14 protein-coding genes are annotated in these 15,023 nt (G+C 44.6%); 13 read left to right on the forward strand and 1 reads right to left on the reverse strand.

The genetic code is table 11. From position 1 onward, the window contains the following. The first annotated feature begins 11 nt into the window (after positions 1-11). On the forward strand, positions 12-893 hold the full coding sequence (locus tag BROSI_RS04725) for a Druantia anti-phage system protein DruA (RefSeq protein ID WP_052562620.1): 882 nt from the start codon (positions 12-14) through the stop codon (positions 891-893). Then, positions 880-2,250 carry an IS66 family transposase gene (tnpC, locus tag BROSI_RS04730; protein WP_052562621.1) on the forward strand — a complete coding sequence of 457 codons (1,371 nt, stop codon included), beginning with the start codon at positions 880-882 and terminating at the stop codon, positions 2,248-2,250. Before BROSI_RS04725 ends, tnpC begins: the two co-directional genes overlap by 14 nt. Before the next feature lie 4 nt (positions 2,251-2,254). Here tnpC and BROSI_RS04735 read toward each other — a convergent pair whose 3' ends face one another. Next, the gene (locus tag BROSI_RS04735) at positions 2,255-2,806 is read right to left on the reverse strand and encodes a hypothetical protein (RefSeq protein ID WP_157842389.1); all 552 of its coding nucleotides are present in this window, start codon (positions 2,804-2,806) and stop codon (positions 2,255-2,257) included. A gap of 267 nt (positions 2,807-3,073) precedes the next feature. Between BROSI_RS04735 and gltX the strand changes: the two genes are divergently transcribed. The 11 genes from gltX to lpxD all read left to right on the forward strand — a co-directional run bounded on the left by gltX (position 3,074) and on the right by lpxD (position 15,017). Further along, positions 3,074-4,411, forward strand: coding sequence for a glutamate--tRNA ligase (gltX, locus tag BROSI_RS04740; RefSeq protein ID WP_052562623.1), 1,338 nt, complete (start codon positions 3,074-3,076; stop codon positions 4,409-4,411). A gap of 113 nt (positions 4,412-4,524) precedes the next feature. After that, positions 4,525-5,088, forward strand: coding sequence for an RNA 2',3'-cyclic phosphodiesterase (gene thpR, locus BROSI_RS04745; protein ID WP_052562624.1), 564 nt, complete (start codon positions 4,525-4,527; stop codon positions 5,086-5,088). A gap of 28 nt (positions 5,089-5,116) precedes the next feature. After that, the gene (recA, locus tag BROSI_RS04750; RefSeq protein WP_052562625.1) at positions 5,117-6,208 is read left to right on the forward strand and encodes a recombinase RecA; all 1,092 of its coding nucleotides are present in this window, start codon (positions 5,117-5,119) and stop codon (positions 6,206-6,208) included. Between the two features lie 7 nt (positions 6,209-6,215). Further along, positions 6,216-8,876: an alanine--tRNA ligase gene (alaS, locus tag BROSI_RS04755; RefSeq protein WP_052565647.1), complete on the forward strand. Its 2,661-nt coding sequence runs from the start codon at positions 6,216-6,218 to the stop codon at positions 8,874-8,876. Between the two features lie 295 nt (positions 8,877-9,171). Further along, positions 9,172-9,399: a 50S ribosomal protein L32 gene (gene rpmF / locus BROSI_RS21250; protein WP_082059038.1), complete on the forward strand. Its 228-nt coding sequence runs from the start codon at positions 9,172-9,174 to the stop codon at positions 9,397-9,399. A gap of 4 nt (positions 9,400-9,403) precedes the next feature. Then, a complete protein-coding gene (plsX, locus tag BROSI_RS04760) occupies positions 9,404-10,420 on the forward strand; it encodes a phosphate acyltransferase PlsX (RefSeq protein WP_052562626.1) in 1,017 nt (338 codons plus the stop codon). Positions 10,421-10,465: 45 nt separating this feature from the next. Then, positions 10,466-11,455, forward strand: coding sequence for a beta-ketoacyl-ACP synthase III (locus BROSI_RS04765; protein ID WP_052562627.1), 990 nt, complete (start codon positions 10,466-10,468; stop codon positions 11,453-11,455). Then, positions 11,428-12,402, forward strand: a complete 975-nt coding sequence (gene fabD, locus BROSI_RS04770) for an ACP S-malonyltransferase (RefSeq protein ID WP_200891684.1) — start codon at positions 11,428-11,430, stop codon at positions 12,400-12,402. The genes BROSI_RS04765 and fabD overlap by 28 nt, the downstream gene beginning before the upstream one ends. Before the next feature lie 23 nt (positions 12,403-12,425). Continuing rightward, positions 12,426-12,659: an acyl carrier protein gene (locus BROSI_RS04775; protein ID WP_052562629.1), complete on the forward strand. Its 234-nt coding sequence runs from the start codon at positions 12,426-12,428 to the stop codon at positions 12,657-12,659. Further along, the gene (fabF, locus tag BROSI_RS04780; RefSeq protein ID WP_052562630.1) at positions 12,660-13,904 is read left to right on the forward strand and encodes a beta-ketoacyl-ACP synthase II; all 1,245 of its coding nucleotides are present in this window, start codon (positions 12,660-12,662) and stop codon (positions 13,902-13,904) included. Positions 13,905-14,006: 102 nt separating this feature from the next. Then, positions 14,007-15,017, forward strand: coding sequence for a UDP-3-O-(3-hydroxymyristoyl)glucosamine N-acyltransferase (lpxD, locus tag BROSI_RS04785; protein ID WP_052562631.1), 1,011 nt, complete (start codon positions 14,007-14,009; stop codon positions 15,015-15,017). Positions 15,018-15,023 lie beyond the last annotated feature (6 nt).

The raw sequence follows: 15,023 nt of genomic DNA on the forward strand, positions 1-15,023 counted from the left end.
GGAATCTGATTATGAAGCCTATCCTATTCCACTACCGTTCACGAGAACTGCATGCAGACGATATAGCCTTTATCAAGGCTCTCACTGAGCGTCATTTTCTCAGAGGGCGAAGTTATATTTCCCGTGAACTCTGCAAGAGCTGGAACTGGATGCAGCCCAATGGCAAGTTGAAAGAATACGCAGCACGAGACCTCCTTCTGAGATTGGAAGAGCAGGGATTGGTTTCGCTTCCGCCACGCATACGGCCAAAAAACAATCTCAAACCTAAGGTCTTTGATCAGATACCCCTTTTCGTCAAAAGAACACTGGAAGGTGCCATCACCGAGTATGAAACCCCGACGATCCAGGTGGTAAGAGATCATCAAGAGAGGTACCTCTGGGGTTATCTCCTTTATCACTACCACTACCTCGGATGTCCCCGGCTTGTTGGCGAACACATCAGGCACATCGTACATATCGGCAACCAGGTCGTTGCCTGTCTTGGATGGGCAAGTGCCGCATGGAAGGTCAAAGACCGTGATCGTTTCATCGGATGGGATGAGTCTACCAAACGGACACACTTGCATTTGATTGCAAGTAACGTGCGATTTCTCATTCCACCCTGGGTTATGATCAAACACCTTGCATCCAAGGTATTATCCCTCGCCCTGAGGCGTTTGTCACATGACTGGAAATCCGTCTATGGCCATCCCGTGTATTTGGCTGAAACCTTTGTTGATACCGCACGGTTTCAAGGCACCTGCTACCAGGCAGCCAATTGGATTCGTGTTGGGAAAACCCAAGGGAATGCAAAACGGGGCAATCGCTATCAGTATCATGGACAGCCTAAGGAACTCTACCTCTATCCTCTTGAGAGAAACTTCCGGAGGTTTCTTGCTCATGACCAGGGATGAAGCCATAGCCATTTTAGAGATGGACAGAGAGGATGCGATTCAGGCCATCCTGATACTGGCCGAGAAAGCAGAGAACTATGACAGACTCTGCGATAAACCGAGTCCAACCACCCCGTCCGGCATGACACCCCCTTATCTCAAGCCCGCAGGCAAAAGGAAAAGACGGCCTTGTGGCAGGAAACACGGACATAAGGGGATTTCCCGGAAACGGCCGGAAAAAATAACTGCCTATCAGACACATACCCTCAAGAGTTGTCCTGATTGCCACCAGCCACTGCAAAATCCGGTAAGAACGTATAAGCGATACATCGAAGATATCCCACAGATTGATCCGGTCGTGACTGAACATACGGTTCATGGTTCCTGGTGTTCTTGTTGTAGAAAGATTGTCCAGCCTACGGTCACAGACGCGTTGCCAAATGCCCGACTCGGATTGCGCCTCGTTGTCTTTACCGCCTGGCTTCATTACTTAGTCGGCATAAGTATAAACAATATCGTAAAGATGGTTTCCGTATTTTTCAACTTTCACATAAGCGCCGGTGGTTTAACCCAGGCTTGGAAGTCCCTTGCAACACTCCTGGAATCACGGTATAACGATATTGGACAAAAAGTCTCCGCAAGTGCCGTTTTACACGCAGATGAAACAGGGTGGCGGTTGAACGGGAAAACCCATTGGTTGTGGTGTTTTACCACCAAAACCCTCTGCTACTACCTCATAACACGCAATCGGGGATCGCCTGTCATAAAAAAGTTCTTAGGCAGACTATTCAAGGGCATCCTGATTTGTGACTTCTGGGGCGCTTATAACAAGATAAACGCACTGGCAAAGCAGCGGTGTTTCTATCATCTGTTCACGGAACTGGTAAAAGTCGACACATACAATCGGTCAATTCCATGGAAAGCTTTCCGGAAAAAACTCTCTCGTGTGCTCAAAGACGCATTGCGGTTATCGGAGGAAAAGAACCATTTGAGTCCAGAATGCTTTCTTCGGTTGAAAAAGAGATTACATTATCGGCTTGAACAGTTTTTGATAACACCCTATCAGGATAAAGACGCACAAAGACTGATCAAACGTCTGAATCGCCATAAAGAGGAACTCTTTACGTTCCTGGAACATGAGGGCGTGAGTCCCTATAATAACCATGCTGAGCAACAGATGCGAAAGCCGGTATTGACTCGAAAGATCTCACAACAAAATCGTTCTGCTCAAGGTGCGAATACCCAGGCTATCCTTATGACATTGCTTCGCTCTGCGGAATTACAAGGTGCTAATCCCGTTGAAAACCTTCTGGCAATTGCCAAAAACGCCCTGACGGTAAAAACGCCTTCTGGGTTGGCCTATAAAATCGCTTGTTAATTTTTCAAAGAACTAAAGTGTTACCTTTTTTTATTTCTTTATCGCTCTTTATTGGTAAATCCCATTTGACCACGAAGGGTTGATTTTGATGGTCAGGAATTAGATTACGTTTCTGATATATTGCATCATCAATTACAACACCTAACCATTGTGCTGTTTCCCCTAAATCGTGAGCATCTATCAAAGCTTTCCCGAGGAACATATCTAAATCAAAATTTATAAAGAACTCTCCATATGCAATACCACCTCTCAATGGAACACATTTTTTTAGTGACTCGCAAAACAACAAAGCTGATTTGAACAGAATCGCGTATAAATCTTCAATTTGGTCATCAAGGGTGAAAAGAATTATAGTGTCAGAAAATCTCTTATAGTATGCACGATTGTCTACAAATGTATCTGAATTAGGCAACTTTATTCTGTATCTGTTGACTACATTCTTTTCAGATTGGCGCAAGTCACTTAGTGCACCCCAAGCCTCATCTGTATTTCTTTGGATAGCAGAGGTCATTCCAAGCATATCAAAATGTGCAACATACCTATTGCTCTTTTTCATTGACGCCATTAACATTAAGTATACAGAAACAATTCCTCAATAATTGTGGAATTACGAAAAAATTCTATATCTCACAATAATTTATTCCTGCACTTTACTGAAATTTTTTGCATTGTATCAAATGCAATCTTGGAAGCAATGGTAAAAGATGAATTAAAAACCTTCGGAAACTTTTCGGTCTAATAAATCGCTTGACACTTTTATTCCAGATTCGTTATGATAATGTTATATGAATTTCATTGAATTTTATAGTTAAGGAAGAAGGTTTTGAGTTCTAACGTTAAAGTTCGTTTTGCGCCGAGCCCTACGGGTTATCTCCATATCGGCGGGGCACGGACGGCGCTTTTTAACTGGCTTTTTGCACGGCATAATAAGGGTGTTTTTTTATTACGCATAGAAGATACCGATCAGCAGCGTTCTACCGAAGAGGCCACACAGGCCATCCTCGATAGCATGAAATGGCTGGGGTTAGATTGGGATGAGGGTCCATACTTCCAAAGCCAACGATTACCCGTTTATAAGCAACATGCAGAGAAACTGGTAGAACAAGGGAAGGCATTTTACGATACTGATGCCGAGGGACGTAAGGCGATACGTTTTACGATGCAGGATGGGGTGACAGAAATCAACGACCTTATCCACGGCACCATCACCTTTGATACATCCCTTATTGAGGATTTCGTCATACTGAAGGCCGACGGCTTCCCCACCTATAATTTTGCCTGTGTTGTTGATGATGCTGAAATGGGGATTACCCATATTATCCGTGGAGATGACCACATATCGAACACCCCAAAACAGATCGCCCTTTACAAGGCCTTTGGATTTAAAATGCCTGAATTTGCCCATATCCCGATGATCCTTGGGGAAGATGGGTCGAGGTTGAGCAAGCGTCATGGGGCAACCTCTGTCACTGAATATCGGGACAAGGGCTATTTGCCTCACGCCCTGGTAAATTTTCTCGCCCTGCTGGGATGGTCGCCTGGGAACGACCAGGAGATCATATCGATCCCGGAAATGATTGAGAAGTTTACCTTAAAACGCGCAAACAAAACGAGCGCCCAATTCAACAACGTAAAACTGGACTGGATGAACGGTCAATATATCAAAAATACCCCCGTTGAACAATTAATCCCAGAAGTGAAGGAATTTTTTGAGAAATCGGGCGTTGATATGACAAAGATCGCTGAAAGGTGGTTGTTCAATTTGGTGGAATTGCATCACGAACGGTTCAGGACCTTTCAGGATTTGCTTAACCAGACGCGGTTCTTCTTTGCCGATACGATTGAGTACGATCAAACAGCTGTAGGCAAATTCCTCAAAAAGGAAGGGGTTGGTGAATTGTTGAAAGAGGTGCACTCGGCTATTTCACAGGTAGACAATTTTGACAAGAAAAATCTGGAAGACTCCCTGCGGGCCTTGACCGAAAAGCTGGGCATTGGATTTTCCAAGCTTGCACAGCCGATGCGTGTGGCCATTACGGGCAGGAGTGTAAGCGCCGGTATTTTTGAAACGATGGAGCTATTGGGAAAGGAAAAAACCATAAAAAGGCTCAACTACGCCATAAAAAATCAGTGTGAAACACCAGAAGCAATGAGGTTTTGATTTTAAAAGCAACCACAGATTATGCAGATCCACAGATTTTTTATATACTATTCTCTGTGTTGTCTGTGCAATCTGTGGTTTTATTTTTTTAAGTTACCAGGGTTGTTTATCGTATGAACGTAAGGCTTTTTGTTGCAATTGAAATTACCGGGGAAATCAGAAAAAAATTAGCGGAATTTCAGGATGAGCTGAAAAGGGTGGATGCGGACGTCGGTTGGGTAGCCCCGGAAAATATCCATATTACGTTGAAGTTTATTGGCGCTATGGACGAAGAAAAAATTGAGGCAGTTGTTACGATAATAAAAGATTCTGTGATCCATATAAAGCCATTTGATCTTGATTATAGAGGAGTAGGTGCTCTTCCAACGGAGAAGAATCCACGGGTTGTTTTTGCCCATGTGATAGATACGGGCGGAGTCTTAACAAGGATCCATGAAAGACTGGATAATCAATTGGTAGCGCTGGGTGTGGAACATGAGGATCGTAAATTCGCAGCCCACCTGACGGTGGGACGTATAAAAACGCGCAGGAATGTAAGAAAGCTTATCGAGAATCTGAATTCGTACAATGGGTTTGATTTTGGTTCAGAACATGTGGCGCAGGTGGTTTTAATGAAGAGCGACCTTTCGCCGGAGGGACCCATATATACGAAGTTACATAGTGTTGATTTAATTTAATAGGTGTGACTTTTCGTATGGGTGAATTATGATATCGAAACCAGAGGATGCAGAAAAGGAAAAACGACAGCAAGCTTTAGAAAGAGCGATTTCACAGATCGAGAAACAGTACGGGAGAGGAACGATCATGAAGCTGGGGGGCGAGACGAGGGTGGACGTCCCTACCATCTCAACCGGGGCACTATCTCTCGACATTGCGCTCGGTGTGGGAGGAATCCCGCGCGGAAGGATCGTTGAAATATTTGGTCCGGAATCTTCGGGGAAAACCACCCTGACCCTTCACATTATCGCTAACGCCCAGAAGGGGGGTGGCGCTGCAGCCTTTATTGACGCCGAACATGCGCTTGACCCCGACTATGCCAGGAAATTGGGGGTAGATTTAAACAATCTCATGGTTAATCAGCCAGATACCGGGGAGCAGGCACTGGAGATTGCGGAATTGCTGGTGAGGAGCAATGCGGTAGATATCGTCGCGATTGATTCTGTGGCGGCCCTTGTTCCCCGCGCAGAGATTGAAGGGGAAATGGGTGATGCACACGTGGGGTTGCAAGCCAGGTTGATGTCGCAGGCATTGCGCAAGTTGACGGGTTGTATTTCAAAATCTCAGACCTGTGTTATTTTCATTAACCAGATTCGGGAGAAGATCGGCGTTATGTACGGGGGAAACCCGGAGACAACCCCGGGCGGCAGGGCGTTGAAGTTTTACTCCTCCGTGCGTATCGATATCCGGAGAATCGGGAGCATAAAAGACGGTGAAGTGACCATCGGGAATAGGGTTCGTGCCACTATCGCTAAAAATAAGGTCGCGGCACCATTTAAGAAGGCGGAGTTTGATATCCTGTATAATACGGGCATATCACGTGCTGGTGATATTATTGACCTTGGGGTCGAACATCAAATCATTGACAAGTCTGGCACCTGGTTTTCCTATGGTGAAATTCGGTTGGGACAGGGCAGGGAAAATTCCAGGCAGTTTGTCGAAGGAAAGCCCGAATTGATGAAGGAAATAGAACAATCTATCCTGAAAAAGATAAAACCGGAATTGGTTACAGAAAAAGCCCCTGAGAAAGCTTCCGAAAAGACAAAGGCAGAATCGGCCTCAAAAAAGGGTGAAAAATAATTGTTTTATGAAGACAAATGATATCCGCAGTAAATTTCTGAAATTTTTTGAAAAAAAGTCTCACGTAATCTGGCCCAGCGACTCATTGGTTCCGCAGAATGACCCCACCCTTCTCTTTACCGGTGCGGGAATGAATCAGTTTAAAGACATGTTTCTGGGCAAAGGGAATTTAGCCTTTAAAAAGGCAACCACCTGCCAGAAATGCCTCCGTACGGGTGATATTGATAATGTGGGCAAGACGGCCTCCCATCATACATTTTTCGAAATGCTGGGGAATTTTTCCTTCGGGGATTATTTTAAGAAAGAGACGATTGGATGGGCATGGGAATTCCTGGTTCAGGAGTTGAAAATCCCGGAGGGTCGTTTGAGTGTAAGTGTTTATAGAGACGATCACGAGTCATACGAAATCTGGGAAAAACACGTTGGTGTTCCCAGGTCAAAGATTTATCGGTATGGTGAAAAGGACAACTTTTGGCCCGCGGACGCGCCGCTATTGGGTCCTAATGGCCCCTGCGGACCTTGTTCTGAGATATTTTTCGATCAGGGAGAAAAAGTTGGCTGCGGGCGAAAGGAATGTGAGCCTGCTTGTGATTGCGACCGGTTTGTAGAAATATGGAATCTCGTATTCACACAATACAACCGCACAGAAGGAGGCAAGCTGGTACCGTTACCAAATAGAAACGTAGATACGGGGATGGGGCTGGAAAGAATGGCACGTGTCATGCAAGGGGTGCAAACTAACTTTGACATTGATATCTTCAGTCCTATTATTAAATCCCTGGAAGAAATTGCGCAGTTGAAATATAGCGGACAAGGAGAGCATGCCGTACTCATGCGCCGGATTGCAGATCATGTGAAGGCGTGTGTGTTTTGTATTTCTGACGGCGTCTTACCCAGCAACGAAGGGCGTGGATATGTCGAAAGGCGGTTGTTGCGGCGCGCTATACGGGATGGTACACAACTGGGTATAAAAGATTGCTTTTTATACAAACTGGTACCAGTTGTAAGCAATGTGATGCAGGAATATTATCCCGATATTAAGCAGCGCAGAGAGAATATTGCCCGGATTGTGAAAAGTGAAGAGGAGAAATTTCACGAGACCCTGGAACTGGGAACGACCAAACTGAAAGAACTCATGGACACTTTGCAAAGGAACAACCAAAAAATTCTTTCTGGTCAGGAAGCCTTTAAATTGTACGACACGTATGGTTTCCCTTTAGATATGACTGAATCGATTCTCAGTGAGAAAGGATTCACAGTGGATAAGGATGGCTTTGAGAACGAACTCAAAAGGCAGCGGTTGCAGGCAAGGACATCGTCTCAAATGACCGGCCAGGTCTTCGATACAGGCCCTCTGAGTAAAATTAAAGACATTTCGAAAGGTACAGAATTTCTTGGCTATGAGAAGTATGAATGTGAAGGAAGGGTAGTTGCCATTATCCGGGGCGACCAGCTTGTTGGTGTGGCTACGGCGGGAAATGAAGTTACAGTGATATTAGACCGAACACCTTTTTACGGTGAATCGGGTGGACAAATTGGTGATACGGGTGTTTTGGAAGGAGAAGGGAATCATGTCCGTATTGCCGATACGAAAAAGAATAATGATTTTATTTTGCACATAGGAAAGGTGGCAAAGGGGGAGCTGAGGACGGGTAGTTTGGTTCATGCCAGAATTGACGTCCAGCGAAGGAACTCCATTCGGAGGAACCACTCGGCAACGCATATACTCCATTATGTCTTGCGAAAAGTGATCGGCCAGCATGCAGAACAGTCTGGTTCCCTGGTAACCCCTGACCGCTTGCGCTTTGATTTTCATCATTTTTCCGGGTTGACAAAAGAAGAAATAGCGCGGATTGAAGATATGGTTAATGAGAAAATTTTAGAAAATGTACTTGTATCGGTAAAAGAATTACCTATCCAGGAGGCAAGGAATGCTGGTGCTATGGCCCTGTTTGGGGAAAAATATGGAGAACTTGTCAGGATGGCTTCTGTTGGCGATTTCAGCAAAGAGTTGTGTGGTGGAACACATGTTGATTACTCGGGGGAAATCGGATTGTTTCGAATTGTTGGTGAATCCTCCGTTGCGGCAGGAATCAGGCGTATTGAAGCAATGACAGGCATGGCGGCATTACACAGGGGTAGAGAAAAAGAAAGAGTTATCCTGGAAATGTGTAACGTCCTGAATGCCAACGAAGATAAGTTGATTACAAAAACTCAGGAATTATTACACGAATTAAAGAATCTCCAAAAAGAGGCACACAAGGTCAAACAAAAAGAAATACATGGTAAGGTTGATTCTTTTTTCGAAAACGCCAAAGAAGTTTCTGGGGTAAAGATTATTACAAGGAAAATAGAGGATGCGGCTGCAGACGATTTGAGAAAAACGGTAGATGTATTAATGAAATCTGCCAAAGAGATGGCTATCGTATTGGGTACCGCACAAAATGGACGTGTTACGATAGTTGCCGCTGTGAGTCCTCATTTGGTCAGGTGCGGTTTACATGCAGGGAACATCTCGAAGGAGGTGGCAAAGATAGTTGGCGGTGGAGGCGGAGGCAGGCCCGATATGGCTCAGGCAGGAGGGCAATATGTGGAAAAATTAGATGAAGCGCTGAGCTTCGCTGCAGAGTTGTTAAGCAAAAAAATACTCGAAGACGTTGACGCGTAGGTGTGTAAGAGCACAAAAGGTATTGACGGGATAAGTATGAATGCTTATACGCTTCACCTCTAAGTTTTCGCTTGACAATAAAAGTGTCTGTGTATAAAATTTTCGGTTTGAAAGTGATGTGTATATAACATATTATAGAGTATTTAAGGAAGCAAAATGCTATATTCACATCAGAGAGAAGAAGAAGCTTATGCATAGAATACCGAGATGCCAGTCTTGAAAAATGCCTCTGATGTTTTGTATTTTCGGTACGCCTTTTTGTGAAATTTATATGGAATTTTTATAGAGGTGATAAATGCCTAATCCAAAGAGAAGGTTTTCGAATTCAAGAACTCGCAAAAGACGAACGCACGACAAATTAACCCCCCCTGTTATTCCACTTGCTGAAAACATGGGGAAAGGTACAGGTGCGCGCTCAAAGCGTTATATTTGCTCACATTGTAAACAGGTAAATCAACCGCACACGGTTTGTCACAACTGCGGGTATTACCGGGGTAAACAGGTTATTTCTGTTGGAAAGTAGGTCTATGAGAGTTGTGGTTGATGCAATGGGTGGGGATAAAGCTCCACGCGAAGTTGTTATGGGATCTGTCAGGGCGGCGCAGCAATTTCCGGATGACGGGATTTTGCTGGTTGGTGATGAAAAAGTAATAGAACGTGAACTGGCCGCTTGCGGAACAACCCCGAGAAATATTACCATTTATCATGCATCTCAGGTAGTCGGTATGGACGACCCTGCGACGTTTTCCATACGTCAGAAAACTAATTCATCAATCACACGAAGTGTCGAGCTTGTGGCAAGTGGTGAGGCTGTCGCCGTAGTGAGCGCAGGACATACAGGTGCAACGGTCGCTGCATCAACATTGCATTTGCGAACCCTTAAGGGGGTACGTCGTCCAGGTATTGCGGCTCCCATTCCGACCCGGCTCGGTACCTGTCTGGTTATTGACGTAGGAGCAAACATCGCCTGCAAACCGCTACATCTTCTCCAATATGGTGTGATGGCAACAATATACAGCAAATATATCTTCGGTATCAAAAATCCGCGGGTAGGACTTCTGAATATTGGTGAAGAGGATGCTAAGGGAAATGATCTTGCGAAAGAAACGTTTTCTCTTCTCTCCAATTCATCTTTAAATTTTGTGGGAAATGTAGAAGGTCGTGAAATATTTGATAGTAAAGCCGACATTGTTGTTTGCGAAGGTTTTGTGGGAAATGTCCTGTTGAAATTCGGGGAAGGGCTTTCCATGAGCCTTCTATCAACGATTAAAGCAGAAGCAATGAAGAGCTTCTGGACGAAGCTGGGTCTGTTTTTGTGCAAATCAGCCTTTGGTCCACTAAGGGCTAAAATGGACTTTACTGAATACGGCGGTGTTCCTTTGTTAGGTGTTAATGGCGTTTGTATTATATGTCATGGCAGGTCTGATTCCAAGGCTATACAAAATGCCGTAAGAGTTGCATTGCAGTTATCAAAAAACAAAGTCAACGAGCATATTGTTTCCGAACTGGAAAAGGCCAATGTACCTGCGGCAAATGTTACGTAACCAATTGGCCTCCAATTAATCTCCTCTGGGTAATTAAGAATTCACATGCAACAGAATCAAAGGGCATCTATTACAGGTATAGGATCCTATGTGCCGGGTAAGGTGTTGACAAATTATGATTTAGAAAAGATGGTTGATACCAGCGATGACTGGATTATCCAACGAACAGGTATTAGAGAACGCCGTATCGTTGAAAATGGTCAAATAACGTCTGACCTTGCTACCCAGGCATCCCTGCGGGCAATGGAAGATGCCGGAGTTTCCCCCAAAGATTTAGACATGATTATTACATCGACAATTACCCCCGACCATATCTTTCCTTCGACATCGTGTTATATACAGCAGAAAATAGGGGCAAGCAGGGCGAGCGCTTTTGATATATTGGCGGCATGCGCTGGATTTATTTATGCAATGTCTATTGGACAAAGCTTTGTAAATTCAGGGGCAATGGAAACCGTCCTCGTGGTAGGAGCGGAGTGCTTGTCAAAGATTACAGACTATACTGATCGTTCAACGTGCGTGTTGTTTGGAGATGGCGCTGGTGCCGTTATTATACAAAAAAGCAGCACAAAACACGAAATTCTTTCTACGAGCTTAGCTGCAGACGGATCGCAGGCAGACATACTGATCATGCCCGGAGGAGGGGCAAAAAATCCTGCATCTTTAGCATCGGTTCAACAAAGGAACCATTATATTCAATTTAAAGGTAAAGAAGTATTCAAACTGGCAATTAATAATATAACGAACCTGATTATAGAAACGGTAACCAAGAATGGGCTCGGCCTTGAGGATATCGACTTAATTATTCCCCATCAGAGCAATCTGAGAATCATTGAAGCGACTATGGAAAAACTCGGGTTGCCCATGGAAAAGGCGTTTGTAAACATTGATAAATACGGAAACACATCCTCGGCCTCCATTCCCATTGCAATTGATGAGGCCAGAAAGGAAGGCCGCCTCTCCAAAGGCGATATTGTTATGCTGGTGGCTTTTGGGGGAGGGTTAACGTGGGGATCTTCGGTCATTCGGTGGTAGAAAGCATGCGAAAGATAGTATTACTTTTCCCTGGCCAGGGCACTCAATATGTGGGAATGGGTAAGGATTTTTATACACAGTTCAAAGAGGCGCAAGAGATATTCAATCAGGCGAATGAGATTCTGGGTTTCGATATAGCAGAACTTTGTTTCCACGGAAAACAAGAGGAGTTAAACAAGACCTCTGCTTGTCAGCCGGCCATACTGGTGAATAGCCTGGCAATACTGGAAGTCTTGAAAAGAAATTCAGCAATTCAGGGAAACACCTATCTTGCAGCGGCTGGGCTGAGCCTGGGAGAATATACAGCCCATGTGTCCGCTGGTTCTATGGCCTTCAGGGATGCTGTGAGACTGGTGTATAAACGGGGTATGTTTATGCAAGAAGCGTGTAATGCAAATCCTGGTGGAATGGTTTCTATAATTGGACTGGAGGATGAAAAAGTCGAGCAGATATGTGCGGAGGTGAGGCCGTTGGGAGTTATCTGTGCTGCAAATTATAATAGTCCTGGACAGGTTGTTATTTCGGGTGAAAAGCCTTTGTTAGAAAAGGCATCTGTTCTTGCCAGGGAACGAGGTGCAAGGATGGTTGTGCCTTTGAAGGTCGATGGGGCGTTTCACTCGGATTTAATGAGTCCGGCAAGTGATAAACTTGCAAAGGAGCTGGAAGCAACTCCAATCTCGAAGCCAAACGTCCCTGTTGTGGCAAATATCCATGCACAGTATGTAAGGGAGCCTGACGAGATAAAAGCATCTCTGGCGAAACAGTTAAATAGCCCGGTTCGGTGGCATCAGTCGATCTCTATGCTGATACAAAACGGATGTAATCAGTTTTATGAGATTGGTCCTGGGAAAACTTTATCGGGACTTATGAAGAGGATTGACTCTACTCAGGAAATCAAAAACATTGACACCGTAGAGGCCTTTGAAAATATGATAAAATTGAACTAATTTTAGGACAAGGAGGTAAAACCGTGTCAGCAGTTGAAGATAAGGTGAAAGAAATTATTACAAAACAGATGGGTGTAAAAGCCGAACAGATCACAAAAGAGACGTCATTTATCAATGATCTGGGAGCTGATTCTTTGGATACCGTAGAATTGATCATGGAATTTGAAGACGCATTTGATATGAATATCCCTGATGAAGATGCAGAGAAGATACGGACGGTGGGAGATGCTATTAAATACATCGAGGAACACAAATAAATGCAGAAACGACGAAGGGTCGTTATTACCGGTGTTGGAGCAATTACATCCCTGGGGCAGGAAAAAGACCAAATCTGGTCGGCATTGTGCAATGGGAAAAGTGGGATAAAGCCTATCACCTCTTTTGATACCTCTGCTTTTGATGTCCATTTCGGGGGAGAAGTCAGCGATTTTGATCCTGTTCAGTGGTTTGATGTCAAAGAGGCACGGCGGCTCGACCGGTTCTCTCAGTTTGCTATAGTTGCTTCTATCCAGGCTGTGAAAGATGCCGAACTAAATACGGAAAGCTTCGACAAAACAAGGGTGGGAGTTGTAGTTGGTTCAGGTATGGGTGGTTTGATAGAACTTGAATCGCAGCATGAAATTCTTTTAAAAAAGGGACCTTCAAGGATATCCCCTTTTCTGATTCCTAAACTAATGGTCAACGCTGCCTCCGCACAGGTTGCAATACGATTTGGACTCAAGGGCCCCAATTATGCCCTGGTAACAGCATGCACTACGGGCGTTAATGCCATAGGAGAGGCTGTCGGTATCATCCAAAGAGGGGATGCGGATGTTATGCTTGCAGGAAGCTCAGAGGCTGTAATTACCCCTTTGGCCCTTGGTGGTTTTAGCTCCATGAAAGCGCTCTCTACCCGCAATAAGGAACCACAAAAGGCCAGCCGTCCTTTTGATAAAGACCGGGACGGTTTCGTCCTTTCCGAAGGGGCGGGTGTCGTTGTGCTTGAAGAGTTTGAGACAGCAAGAAAACGAGGCGCCAATATCTATGCAGAAGTGCTCGGTTACGGCCTTAATTCAGATGCGTACCATATCGCAGCGCCTGAACCCAACGGCGAGGGAGCAATGCGATGTATGACAAGCGCCCTGAAAGACGCGCAGTGCAATCCCGAAGAGATTGGTTATATCAACGCTCACGCTACGTCAACCCCTATTGGCGACAACATCGAAATGAAGGCCGTAAAGAAGGTTTTTGGGCTCAATGCACCCAAAATCCCCATCAGTTCTACAAAGTCTATGCTGGGGCATCAACTCGGAGCTTCGGGAAGTGTCGAAGTTATCATCTGCGCCTTGGTAATTGAGAAAGGGGTTCTTCCCCCAACGATCAATTATGAGACGCCGGATCCTGAATGCTCCGGATTGGATTTCATCCCCAACGTGGCCAGAGAAAGGAAGGTCAGGAAGACCCTTTCCAATTCATTCGGTTTTGGCGGACACAATGCCAGCGTCATCCTTGGGCAGGTGTAAGTATAAAAAATTAAACTCAAGTATATTGCAACAACAACTGTTTTTCACCATTCTGCAACTCCTTTTTCTGTCTCTCCCCTTTAAATTGAAGATTTACAGAACATGAAATTTACGCTCAATGAAATTCAATCTATTATTGGTGGAAAAGTCGTTGGCAATGGAGATATCTGCATCACGGGTATTGCCAGCGTTGAAGTTGCGAAAGAGGGGGATATAACATTCATTAAGAATGATACGCTAGCTCCACAGGCCCTGGCATCTCAGGCTTCCGCAATAATTTTACATCGTGAAATGCAAACACTTAAAAAACCACAAATCGTCATTGAAAATCCTTATCTTGCTTTCACGAAATTTATGGAAGTCGTGGCAAAAGAACGATATATGCGCCCCACCGGTATTCACCCTACGGCTGTTATCGGTAAGGCTGCTGTCATTGGGAACGGTGTTTCCATTGGCGCACATGTTACCATTGAGGATAACGTAAGGATAGGAAATTCTGTTACGATTTATCCAAACACGTTTATTGGCAAGGAGAGTCGCCTTGGAGATAACACCATCATCTACGCCAATGTCTCCATAAGAGAAAATAGTATCATTGGTAAGCGGGTTATTATCCATTGCAACAGCGTTATCGGAGACGATGGATTCGGCTATCTTCAAATAGAGAAAAGGCACGTTAAGATACCGCAGATTGGAATCGTTGAAATAGGAGATGATGTAGAAATTGGTGCCATGGTAACGGTCTGCCGCGCTGCACTCGATAAAACAATTATTGGAAACGGAGTAAAGATAGACAACCATTCCCATATTGCCCACAACGTTACCATAGGGGACAACTCCATGCTCATTGCATATGCCAAGATTGCAGGAAGCACTAAAATTGGAAAGCATGTCCTGATTGCAGAAGATGTCGGAGTTACCGATCATGCAGCTATAGGTGATAACTGTATTATTGGGGGAGGTTCCAACGTTTACAAGAGCCTGGAGGCCGGTTCTGTTGTGTGGGGTTCACCAGCCAAGCCCATTACTGAAGAAAAACGTATCCAGATATTGATCAAAAAATTACCGGAAATATATAATACAATGAAAAGACTTGCGAAAATATCACAATAATTTTGA

It is taken from the genome of Candidatus Brocadia sinica JPN1, from assembly GCF_000949635.1.
GTDB lineage: Bacteria > Planctomycetota > Brocadiia > Brocadiales > Brocadiaceae > Brocadia > Brocadia sinica.

Excerpts from the sequence above, each read along its gene's own strand:
- fabF (WP_052562630.1), top strand. The coding sequence starts at position 12,660 with ATGCAGAAACGACGAAGGGTCGTTATTACCGGTGTTGGAGCAATTACA.
- rpmF (WP_082059038.1), top strand. The coding sequence starts at position 9,172 with ATGCCTAATCCAAAGAGAAGGTTTTCGAATTCAAGAACTCGCAAAAGA.
- tnpC (WP_052562621.1), top strand. The coding sequence starts at position 880 with ATGACCAGGGATGAAGCCATAGCCATTTTAGAGATGGACAGAGAGGAT.
- BROSI_RS04765 (WP_052562627.1), top strand. The coding sequence starts at position 10,466 with ATGCAACAGAATCAAAGGGCATCTATTACAGGTATAGGATCCTATGTG.
- lpxD (WP_052562631.1), top strand. The coding sequence starts at position 14,007 with ATGAAATTTACGCTCAATGAAATTCAATCTATTATTGGTGGAAAAGTC.
- thpR (WP_052562624.1), top strand. The coding sequence starts at position 4,525 with ATGAACGTAAGGCTTTTTGTTGCAATTGAAATTACCGGGGAAATCAGA.
- alaS (WP_052565647.1), top strand. The coding sequence starts at position 6,216 with ATGAAGACAAATGATATCCGCAGTAAATTTCTGAAATTTTTTGAAAAA.
- BROSI_RS04735 (WP_157842389.1), bottom strand. The coding sequence starts at position 2,806 with ATGAAAAAGAGCAATAGGTATGTTGCACATTTTGATATGCTTGGAATG.
- plsX (WP_052562626.1), top strand. The coding sequence starts at position 9,404 with ATGAGAGTTGTGGTTGATGCAATGGGTGGGGATAAAGCTCCACGCGAA.
- BROSI_RS04725 (WP_052562620.1), top strand. The coding sequence starts at position 12 with ATGAAGCCTATCCTATTCCACTACCGTTCACGAGAACTGCATGCAGAC.
- recA (WP_052562625.1), top strand. The coding sequence starts at position 5,117 with ATGATATCGAAACCAGAGGATGCAGAAAAGGAAAAACGACAGCAAGCT.